The 9651-nt window shown below is 43.6% G+C and carries 14 protein-coding genes and 1 tRNA gene; 10 read left to right on the top strand and 5 right to left on the bottom strand.

The annotated features are described in order from the left end of the window. A partial coding sequence (locus tag AC4MRV_RS20665; protein ID WP_491189182.1) for a carbohydate-binding domain-containing protein occupies positions 1-220 on the bottom strand: 220 nt, incomplete at its 3' end. 404 nt (positions 221-624) lie between these two features. On the opposite strand from AC4MRV_RS20665, the gene AC4MRV_RS20660 reads away from it, so the two are divergent. Together AC4MRV_RS20660 and AC4MRV_RS20655 are read left to right on the top strand one after the other, a co-directional pair. Next, on the top strand, positions 625-1491 hold the full coding sequence (locus AC4MRV_RS20660; protein ID WP_491189181.1) for a TraB/GumN family protein: 867 nt from the start codon (positions 625-627) through the stop codon (positions 1489-1491). A 116-nt stretch (positions 1492-1607) separates the two neighbouring features. Further along, positions 1608-2030, top strand: coding sequence for a hypothetical protein (locus AC4MRV_RS20655; RefSeq protein ID WP_491189180.1), 423 nt, complete (start codon positions 1608-1610; stop codon positions 2028-2030). A 518-nt stretch (positions 2031-2548) separates the two neighbouring features. On the opposite strand, the gene AC4MRV_RS20650 is transcribed toward AC4MRV_RS20655, so the two are convergent. After that, positions 2549-2625: transfer RNA gene (locus AC4MRV_RS20650), tRNA-Pro, on the bottom strand. 266 nt (positions 2626-2891) lie between these two features. Here AC4MRV_RS20650 and AC4MRV_RS20645 point away from each other — a divergent pair. From AC4MRV_RS20645 to rluF, 3 genes are all read left to right on the top strand, one after another. Beyond that, positions 2892-3032, top strand: coding sequence for a DUF3149 domain-containing protein (locus AC4MRV_RS20645; RefSeq protein WP_005476401.1), 141 nt, complete (start codon positions 2892-2894; stop codon positions 3030-3032). 155 nt (positions 3033-3187) lie between these two features. Beyond that, positions 3188-3769, top strand: coding sequence for a DNA endonuclease SmrA (gene smrA / locus AC4MRV_RS20640; RefSeq protein WP_491189179.1), 582 nt, complete (start codon positions 3188-3190; stop codon positions 3767-3769). Positions 3770-3863: 94 nt separating this feature from the next. Further along, positions 3864-4901, top strand: coding sequence for a 23S rRNA pseudouridine(2604) synthase RluF (gene rluF / locus AC4MRV_RS20635; protein ID WP_491189178.1), 1038 nt, complete (start codon positions 3864-3866; stop codon positions 4899-4901). A 58-nt stretch (positions 4902-4959) separates the two neighbouring features. Here rluF and upp read toward each other — a convergent pair whose 3' ends face one another. Beyond that, the gene (gene upp / locus AC4MRV_RS20630) at positions 4960-5586 is read right to left on the bottom strand and encodes a uracil phosphoribosyltransferase (RefSeq protein ID WP_481085360.1); all 627 of its coding nucleotides are present in this window, start codon (positions 5584-5586) and stop codon (positions 4960-4962) included. A 178-nt stretch (positions 5587-5764) separates the two neighbouring features. Between upp and purM the strand changes: the two genes are divergently transcribed. From purM to AC4MRV_RS20605, 5 genes are all read left to right on the top strand, one after another. Continuing rightward, positions 5765-6805, top strand: coding sequence for a phosphoribosylformylglycinamidine cyclo-ligase (purM, locus tag AC4MRV_RS20625; RefSeq protein WP_491189177.1), 1041 nt, complete (start codon positions 5765-5767; stop codon positions 6803-6805). A gap of 2 nt (positions 6806-6807) precedes the next feature. Then, positions 6808-7449 (top strand): phosphoribosylglycinamide formyltransferase, encoded by a 642-nt coding sequence (gene purN, locus AC4MRV_RS20620; protein ID WP_491189176.1) that lies wholly within the window; start codon positions 6808-6810, stop codon positions 7447-7449. 102 nt (positions 7450-7551) lie between these two features. Beyond that, the gene (locus AC4MRV_RS20615) at positions 7552-8205 is read left to right on the top strand and encodes a tellurite resistance TerB family protein (protein WP_491189175.1); all 654 of its coding nucleotides are present in this window, start codon (positions 7552-7554) and stop codon (positions 8203-8205) included. Positions 8206-8314: 109 nt separating this feature from the next. Beyond that, a complete protein-coding gene (locus AC4MRV_RS20610) occupies positions 8315-8521 on the top strand; it encodes a YaeP family protein (protein WP_491189174.1) in 207 nt (68 codons plus the stop codon). Next, entirely contained in the window at positions 8521-8712 is a 192-nt protein-coding gene (locus AC4MRV_RS20605; protein ID WP_491189173.1) for a DUF4250 domain-containing protein, read from the top strand. The genes AC4MRV_RS20610 and AC4MRV_RS20605 overlap by 1 nt, the downstream gene beginning before the upstream one ends. Positions 8713-8784: 72 nt before the next feature. Here AC4MRV_RS20605 and AC4MRV_RS20600 read toward each other — a convergent pair whose 3' ends face one another. Together AC4MRV_RS20600 and AC4MRV_RS20595 are read right to left on the bottom strand one after the other, a co-directional pair. Next, a complete protein-coding gene (locus AC4MRV_RS20600; protein WP_491189172.1) occupies positions 8785-9111 on the bottom strand; it encodes a DUF3622 domain-containing protein in 327 nt (108 codons plus the stop codon). A 211-nt stretch (positions 9112-9322) separates the two neighbouring features. Continuing rightward, positions 9323-9651 (bottom strand): phosphoribosylformylglycinamidine synthase subunit PurQ (locus AC4MRV_RS20595; protein ID WP_491189171.1); only part of this gene is annotated, 329 nt, incomplete at its 5' end.

Genomic DNA, 9651 nt, shown 5'->3' with positions numbered 1-9651 from the left:
GGTTAACTAGCGTCATGTTTACCTTGTTACAAGACGCCCACTCTGCGCCCATGTCCTGACACGCAAGGCCATCGTTGGCACCGTGGTTAGTGAGTACTTCATATTGAACATCAAGGTTGTCAGCTAATGTATTAACAACATTTTGCTCAGAAGACTGGAATGACGCACAACCCGCTAAAGTAGCTAAGATTGATGTAGCAATGAAATTTTGTTTAAACATCTTACTTACCCCGAAAAACGCTGAGCCTAAAAAGATGGCTCGCAAAATTAAGATGCAAACAACATAACTCGGGTTATTTTTCTGCGTAAAATAAATCCTTAGTGAAGGTGACCAGTTTCAAATTTTAGATTTTTCAAAAGAGAAAAACTAAAACTAAACAAAGACTTAAAATACACGTTAAAATCGACGGACTTATTTTAACGAGTTTACTGAGAGATATATCACAGGAAAGGTTGATTACTTTGGCTATTTGTCGAATCAAGATCACAGTACGCCAACCTCTATAGAAAAACAGATAACTCAAACAAACATCAAACCGTGATCTAACACACACTAATCTCACGTTAAAATACGTCGAAATAGATGAAAACGACAAATTTTACGAAATAGCGAAAGGATACAAGATGCATAAATTTTTATGGGTATGGTTACTGGTTTTTTCTAGCAACCTATCAGCAGAGCCTCTCTTCTGGAGCGCCAAAAAAGGCAATCTGGAGTACCTTCTAATCGGTTCTGTCCATGTGGGTGACGATAGTATGTTTCCGCTGCCAAAGAGCATCAGCCAATATCTGAATGCAAGCCAAGCACTTATTGTTGAGGCGGACATGAGAAATCCTCACGGCTTAACTTATCCACCATTGGACGTAACCAGTAAAGATGTACTTAATGCGCAACAGCAGCAAGATTTAATCGGTATCGCTAACTTACTTCAACTGAATCAAAGTGATTTACTCAACTCACCTCCGTGGGCTGCCGCATTGGCGATTCAAATGCAGCAAATTCAATATTTAGGTTATCGCCCTGAAGACGGCGTTGATATGCGCTTGTTAAATAGCGCTACAACGAAAAACATTCCTGTAATCGGATTGGAGTCATTACAGTTCCAGGTAGACCTTCTCACCAGCCAGCAAAAAGGAGGAGCAGAGTTACTGACCAGTGCTATTGAGCAATTTGACCACAATGAAAATGCGATGCATTGCTTAATCGAGAGTTGGAAAAAAGGAGATATAACAAAGCTGAATCAGTTCGCTAAATTGACAGAGATGTCGCCTGAGTTTGAACAAGCATTTCTAACCAAGCGCAATAATGATTGGGTGAATAAGCTATCAAACCCCAAATGGCTCCCTAACAAAAAAGGAAAATACTTAGTTGTTGTTGGCACTTTACATCTAATAGGTGATCAAAGTGTCATTCATAAACTAAGCGAGAAAGGTTTTAGAGTTAAACAACTGTCAGAAAGCAAATCAGCCAACTGCGAGTTTAAATATTGAGTTTGGAAGTTCAGATCAAACTACAATTATCCTTTATCACATAGTTCTAACATAGTAACTGTCTGTTCCAGTACTATGTCGGAACTCATTCTTTGACTCATAACTGATTAGATTGTATGAAGTTACGTTTTTTCCCAGCCTCTTTCCTTTTGTTGTGTTTGGCGACTCCGATCACTTACGCAAAAACGACATGTTCCATTGAAAGTTTTCACAGCATAGATATCCAGCCTGATACTTCTGCAGCGCTTGTCGATAAAGAACATGATCAGATTCAGATAAAGCAGAAACCATCAATGAGATGCGCTAACGTTGTCTTTACAACCTCTCTGACACGCAGCAGAGTTGGCCATGAGATGTCAGATAAGTTCGAAGCAACCTTTTTTGACAATACTAAAGGCACTTCCCACTCTATTTCCTTTGATGATGACGCTGTAAAAGCGGGTTATGTTCGAGTTGGCCCAGCGACACCAGTCGAAGCCTACGTCTGTTTTACGACTGCAGATGCCCCAATAAAAACAATAAGCTGCGATGTTAATTAAACATAAACATCACCGAAATAACCGGTGGGAGTGAAAACAACGACAACTTGCTATTAATGCAGGCTTGCTTAATTTAGTTGGTGAAGAGATATTCTTTGAACATCAGGCGAACCCACCTCGGTTCGAATCTCTACACCATGAATGTAAAAAGGGCTCTACATTTCTGTAGAGCCCTTTTTTAAAAGTGGTTGGTAAAGAAGGATTCGATCGGAATGGTGTTCCAGCCCCCGGCCTTTTGGTTTCAAACAATAAAAACGGAAAAGGCTCTGCATTTCTGCAGAGCCTTTCTCTAAATATGGCCGGTGAAGAGCCAGATTCTAATTTCAAACGAACCCCACTCGGGTGCGAATCCTATTTCCTCTGCTCAAAAACGACGAAAGCCTGCTATAGAGCAGGCTTTCTTAATATGGTCAGTGAAGAGACATTCTTTGAACATCAGGCGAACCCACCTCGGTTCGAATCTCTACACCATGAATGCAAAAAGGGCTATACATTTCTGTAGAGCCCTTCTTTAAAAGTGGTCGGTGAAGAGGGATTCGAACCCCCGACCCTCTGGTCCCAAACCAGATGCGCTACCAAGCTGCGCTATTCACCGAGATGTTTAACTGAGGAGTTATCCTCGTCAACGGATGCGTATATTACGGATTCTCAGAACTAACGCAACCCCTATTGATTAACTTTTTTAAATTATTAGTTTGTTTGACTAAAACAACATCAACGGGCCACAAACTGTGAGCAAAAACACATCAACCAAAACAAACTAGCAACCTATCGACAACATTTGATCCAGATCAGTGTTGCATATTTAACCACAGTTTACCTTGAGTCCTGTCATCTCACTTTGTACTCGATGGAGGAACTATGGACTTTTGGCTTGATCTCCTATTTGGTAATGCGGTAGGTCTATCTTCAATGATTGTGATCTTTGGAGCCTTAGGTCTAATGCTATTCTATGGCGGTTTTATCATCTACAAAGTGATGAACGACAAATCTCCTCACTAGAATCGCTTAGCCCTATTCTCTGAATAGACATTCGCTATGCACCGAAGTAGATACATTGTCTGCTTCGGTTTTTTATTTTCAACCATTCAATAGTGATCATATCGCAAAGCCTTAGGTATAATAGCTGTATTGATTTCCTACTCTGAGATATCACTATGTCTCACGACGACGATTTTGCCCTTTTCCAACAAATGATGGGCGACGTAAAACCAATTCATCACGATACGGCTGAACTGAAAAAGCAGCACCAAGTTTCTGAAGCTCAACTAGCAAAGCGTGAAGCGGCTATTTGGTTAACGGAAGACGATCCCGAGTACTTATCCATAGACCATGCCGAAATGATTAAACCGGACGACATTATCGAGTTTAAGCGTGATGGTGTTCAAGACGGGGTCTATAAAAAACTGCGCCTTGCCAAATACCCAATTCAAGCACGATTAGACTTACATAAGCGCACGCTTGAGCAAGCTCGTGATGAAGTGGTGAAATTCCTCAAACAATGCATGCAGATGGACATCCGTACGGTCGTTATTGTGCATGGCAAAGGCGAACGATCCAACCCACCAGCACTCATGAAAAGCTTTGTTGCTCAGTGGTTGATGCAAATAAAAGAAGTACAATGCGTGCATAGTGCACAACGCTTTCATGGTGGTACCGGTGCGGTTTACGTGTTGCTAAGAAAAAGTGCAGAGAAAAAACTCGAAACACGCGAACGCCATCAAAAACGATTGGGTTAACCATATTCCAGTGCTAGAATGCGCGCCCTTGATGTGCTGACGTTTTGATCAGCACTTTCTATCAACCGCCGTTGTGAAACGTTAGGAGAACAACATGTCACAAGATAACGCTAAACGCCTCAATAAGTTTATTAGTGAAACTGGTTTTTGCTCACGCCGTGAAGCCGACCGTTTAATCGAACAAGGTCGTGTCACTATTAATGGCAAAGTGCCAGAAATGGGCACAAAAGTCCTACCTGGTGATGACGTTCAAGTCGACAACAAACCAATCTCTGCAGCTACAGACAAACCTGTTTATATTGCGCTAAATAAGCCAACCGGCATTACCTGTACTACCGAACGTGATATTCCAGGCAATATCGTTGACTTCGTTGGTCACAAAAAGCGTATTTTCCCGATTGGTCGTCTAGACAAACCTTCTGATGGTCTTATTTTCCTGACTAACGATGGCGATATCGTCAATAAAATTCTTCGCGCCGGTAACAACCACGAAAAAGAATACGTAGTACGTGTTGATAAGCCAATCAGCGATGACTTCATTAAGAAGATGTCTTCAGGCGTCAACATCCTCGACACAGTAACGCTACCTTGTACTGTGACCAAAGAGACCAAATACTCGTTCCGTATTGTGCTTACTCAGGGACTCAACCGTCAAATTCGCCGCATGTGTGAAGCCTTAGGCTATGAAGTATTCAAGCTACGTCGTGTTCGCATCATGAACATCTCTCTAGATGGCATTCCTAACGGTCAATGGCGTTACCTGAGCGATAGTGAAGTAGCCGAGATTCTAGCTATGTGTGAAGACTCAAGCGGCACAGAAGAAGCGTCTAAGATGGATAGCAAAGGTAAACGCATTCGTCGCGCAACCGATGCTAAGCTATTTGATAGCCGTGAAGAAAACCAAGAATCAAAAGCACGACGTAATCAAAAGCAGCGCACCTTTAAAGGTCGCAACGCAGATGAGTTCCGCCACGCGCCTAACTCTAAGAAAGGTCGTCATAGTGGTAAGCAAGGTGAATTTAAGGGTAAGCCGAGTGGCAATAAAGGGAAGTCTTTCCATAAGCCAGCGTCTGAGAATAGTCAGCGTCCAAGCAAGCCGAAAACTGGCGGCACATTAAGTTTGAAGAAATAATCAGCAAACAAAAAGGGAGCCAATCGGCTCCCTTTTTAAATCATTCACTATCGACCGCTTATAGCGTGCCGAAGATTTTATCACCTGCGTCACCAAGACCAGGTACGATGTAACCTTTGTCGTTTAGCTTCTCATCGATAGCAGCTGTGAACAGCTCAACATCTGGGTGTGCTTTTTCTAATGCTTCGATACCTTCAGGAGCTGCAACAAGCACAAGAACTTTAATCGCTTTACAGCCTTTCTCTTTAAGAAGATCGATCGTTGCGATCATAGAACCACCCGTTGCAAGCATTGGGTCAACAACAAGCGCAATACGCTCGTCCATGTTAGACGCTAGCTTGTTGAAGTAAGGTACTGGTTCCAGCGTTTCTTCGTCGCGGTAAATACCTACAACGCTGATACGAGCGCTTGGCATGTGCTCAAGAACACCGTCCATCATACCTAAACCGGCACGTAGGATAGGTACTACTGTTACCTTCTTACCTTTGATTTGGTCAACTTCAACAGGACCATTCCAACCTTCAATGGTTACTTTTTCCGTTTCAAAGTCTGCAGTCGCTTCGTACGTTAGTAGGCTGCCAACTTCTGTGGCTAGCTCACGAAAGCGCTTAGTGCTGATGTCACCTTCTCTCATTAGACCTAGTTTGTGCTTAACAAGAGGGTGTTTTACTTCAACAACTTTCATTTCCATCTCCGGCTTATGTGGTGATTTTTAAACAAACCTTCAGATTATAAACGATTTCGTTCTCAATTTCTTGCTCTAAGACAAAAGAAAAAACTTGCGCAAACGTTTGCTATATAGGTTTATCCACTGTTAGAATAGCGCCGTTTTCATATCCAACTTAAAAACCGAGGACTTCCCTGTGAGTGCTGATAACACATCTCTTAGCTACAAAGACGCTGGCGTAGATATCGATGCAGGCAACGCGCTTGTTGACCGTATTAAAGGTGCTGTAAAACGTACACGTCGCCCAGAAGTAATGGGTGGTATTGGTGGTTTTGGCGCATTATGTGAACTGCCAACTAAATATAAGCAGCCAGTATTGGTTTCAGGTACTGATGGTGTGGGTACTAAACTTCGTCTTGCTTTGGATATGAAAAAGCACGACACCATCGGTGTTGACCTAGTTGCTATGTGTGTGAACGATCTTATTGTTCAAGGCGCGGAACCGCTGTTCTTCCTAGATTACTACGCAACAGGCAAACTTGATGTTGATACGGCAGCAGACGTAGTGTCTGGCATTGCTGACGGCTGTGTACAAGCAGGTTGTGCGCTAATCGGTGGTGAAACTGCTGAAATGCCAGGAATGTACGAAGGCGAAGACTACGACGTTGCCGGCTTCTGTGTTGGTGTTGTAGAAAAAGAAGACGTAATCGACGGTACTAAAGTAGCCGCTGGCGATGCACTTATCGCTGTAGGTTCAAGCGGCCCACACTCAAACGGTTACTCATTAATCCGCAAGATCCTAGAAGTATCTGGCGCAGACAAAAACGAAGAGCTAGCAGGTCGAACAATCGGTGAGCACCTACTAGAACCAACAAAGATTTACATCAAATCAGCACTGAAAATGATTGAGAAACACGACATCCACGCGATTTCTCACATCACAGGTGGTGGTTTCTGGGAAAACATCCCACGCGTACTTCCTGAAGGTACTAAAGCGGTTGTTGATGGTAACAGCTGGGAATGGCCAATCATCTTCAAATGGCTACAAGAAAAAGGCAACGTAACAACTCACGAAATGTACCGCACATTTAACTGTGGTGTAGGCCTTGTTGTTGCTCTACCTAAAGATCAAGCAGACGCGGCAGTTGAGCTATTAAACGCTGAAGGCGAAAACGCTTGGGTTATTGGTGAGATCGCAAACGCTGCAGCTGGCGAAGAACAAGTAGAGATCAAATAAGCATGAAAAGTATCGTCGTTTTAGTTTCAGGAAACGGTTCTAACCTGCAGGCAATCATTGATGCATGTGACAAGGACATTACTGATGGTCGTGTTACCGCAGTATTTTCCAACAAAGCCAATGTCTATGCTTTAGAGCGTGCTGAAAAAGCCGGTGCTGCGGCACACTTCCTTGACCCTAAAGCCTTCGATACCCGTGATGCTTTTGACCATGAGTTAATGAAGCAGATCGATGAATATAAGCCAGACGTTATCGTACTCGCTGGCTACATGCGCATTCTAAGTGGTGAATTCGTTCGTCACTACATGGGTCGCATGATCAATATTCACCCTTCTCTGCTACCTAAGTACCCAGGCCTTAACACTTATCAACGTGCTATCCACGCCGGTGATGAAGAGCATGGTACTAGTGTCCATTTCGTCACTGAGCAACTAGATGGTGGCCCAGTAATTCTGCAGGCTAAAGTGCCAATTTTCGACGAAGATACTGTCGACACTCTAACTGAGCGCGTTCAAACTCAAGAACACAAAATCTACCCTATGGTAGTTAAATGGTTAGTTGAAGAGCGCTTAGTAATGAAGGATGAAAAAGAAGCCTACCTTGACGGCGAATTGCTCGGAATTCATGGTTACGCGCAAGATTAAAACGGTTTTCAATCCATTTGGCGAGCTCTATGCTCGCCTTTTTTTCATCTCTCGTTCATCTTGAGTTAGGTAAATTCAGATTGAACGCATAGGAGAATAGTCATGGATCTTAAAAGTTTACTCAATCAAGCACTGAACTCTGATTTAGTCCAGCAAGGTCAAAAACAACTCAAACAACAATCCAGCTCAGGTACGCTCAAATCACTTGGTGCAGGCGCAGTTGGCGGCGGATTAGTGAACCTTCTAATGGGCTCAAAGAAGAGTAAAAAGCTTGGCAAAAAAATGGGGATCAACGCGTTAAAAATTGGTGGTGTCGCTGCGCTTGGCGCGTTGGCCTATAAGGTATACAACGACTCTCAAACCAATCAGGCGTCTCCTGAACCTCAAAATGAGTTTCGCGAAGATGATCCGATACATAGCGAACTGATCTTGAAAGCCATGATCGCAGCAGCAAAAGCAGACGGCCATGTAGATACACAAGAAATGGAACGTATAGAGAACACGCTTGCTGAGACCGGAATCGACCAAGACATACAGAGCTTATTGCATTCGGAACTCAACAAGCCTCTCGACCCCGGCGAAATAGCGCGACTCGCAACTTCCCCGCAACAAGCTTCAGAAATATATCTGGCCTCTCTGATTGTCATTGATGAACAAAACTTTATGGAGAAAGCCTACCTGCAAGAGCTTGCAAAGCAGTTGCAACTCGCTCCTGCTGTTATTACGCAGCTTGAAGAACAGTTGCATATCGGCTAATTCTTGTTCGTCTTATTATCCACCTTGAGCTAGGACAAGCTTAGCTTTTGAGTTTACCTAGTCGAGTGTGTATATTTGAGAGCAGTTATCATTTATTGGAGAATTAGCCATGCAAGTGTACGGCTGTTGTGAATTGGTTCGTGAGCTTTATGCTCAAATTGGAAGTGGCGATCAAGCGTATATCCCTCAAGCAATCTCATGTGCTGTGCGGGCGCTCAATGACATTGCTGCGGATGAGTCGTTGCCAAAAGAGGCTCGCGAAAAAGCTGCGTTCGCTGCTGCTAATCTGCTTATCTCAGATTTTGAGGATAAGTAATGAACTTAGACAACTTTGAGACAATGGATCCCATCATGTTAATGAGCATCGTTAACATGAAGTTACGTGATGACTTTGACGGTAATCTGGACAAGCTGGTTGCTTATTTCGATATCGATAAAGCTGCTCTTGAAGCAAAACTAGCAAACGCTGGCTTTGAGTTCTTACCTGATGCTGGCCAATTCAGATAATTAAAATCCTCTATTCAGTTACAAAAAAACCGCCCTGTTTGAGGCGGTTTTTCTTTATGACAATTTAAACGATTACTCTTCGTCAAACATCTCGTCTTCACGTGCCGCTTTTGCAGCTAGGTAGCGCGCTTTCTTCTCAGCGGCCTCTTGAGCAAGACGTTCTTCACGCTCTTCACGAACTTTACGAGCTTCACCTTTACGCTCGTTACGCTCAGCTTGGTTTTTAATGAAACCAGCAAGCTCTTTCTCAGCCCATGCTTGAGCATCTGCTTCAGTTTCAAAGCCTGACTCGCGCTTTGATACTGTTGTTTTGCGTGAAGTTACTTGACGAGTGATCTCTGCACACCAACCGTTACGTTTTTCAGAAGTACGGATAGCAAATTTTGGATTTTTAGACATTTATTTCATTCCTAAGGGATTAATCAGGGATTCGGTCAACTTGATAACTCCATCTAAGCTGAGCTGTTTAACACCATCCCTTGGTAAGCGCGGTATTAGAGCATAAAAGTGAGATCTATGCTGCAAGTTTTTTAATACTTGAAAAACAAAACGCTGGTCTCTCAACCAGCGCTTCTTCATTTACATTGAGTGGAAACTAACGTTAGCTCAATTAACCCACGTTCTTGCGTGCATTTTGGAACATACGCATCCAAGCGCCGTTCTCGCCCCAACCTTCAGGAGACCATGAGTTCGCTACTGTGCGGAATACACGCTCTGGGTGCGGCATCATGATAGTTACGCGGCCATCTTGAGTCGTTAGACCTGTGATTGCGTTTGGCGAACCGTTCGGGTTGTTCGGGTATTGCTGCGTTGGGTTACCGTGGTTGTCCACGTAACGTACAGCAACTGTGCCTGATGCTTCAATCGCCGCTAGGTGGTCAGCATCACGTACTTCTACGCGGCCTTCACCGTGTGATACTGCGATTGGCATACGTGAAC

The sequence above is a fragment of the Vibrio sp. genome (genome assembly GCF_984391705.1).
The sequence above is the reverse complement of the archived record's forward strand: the minus strand, read 5'-3'. Positions and strand labels throughout refer to the sequence as shown.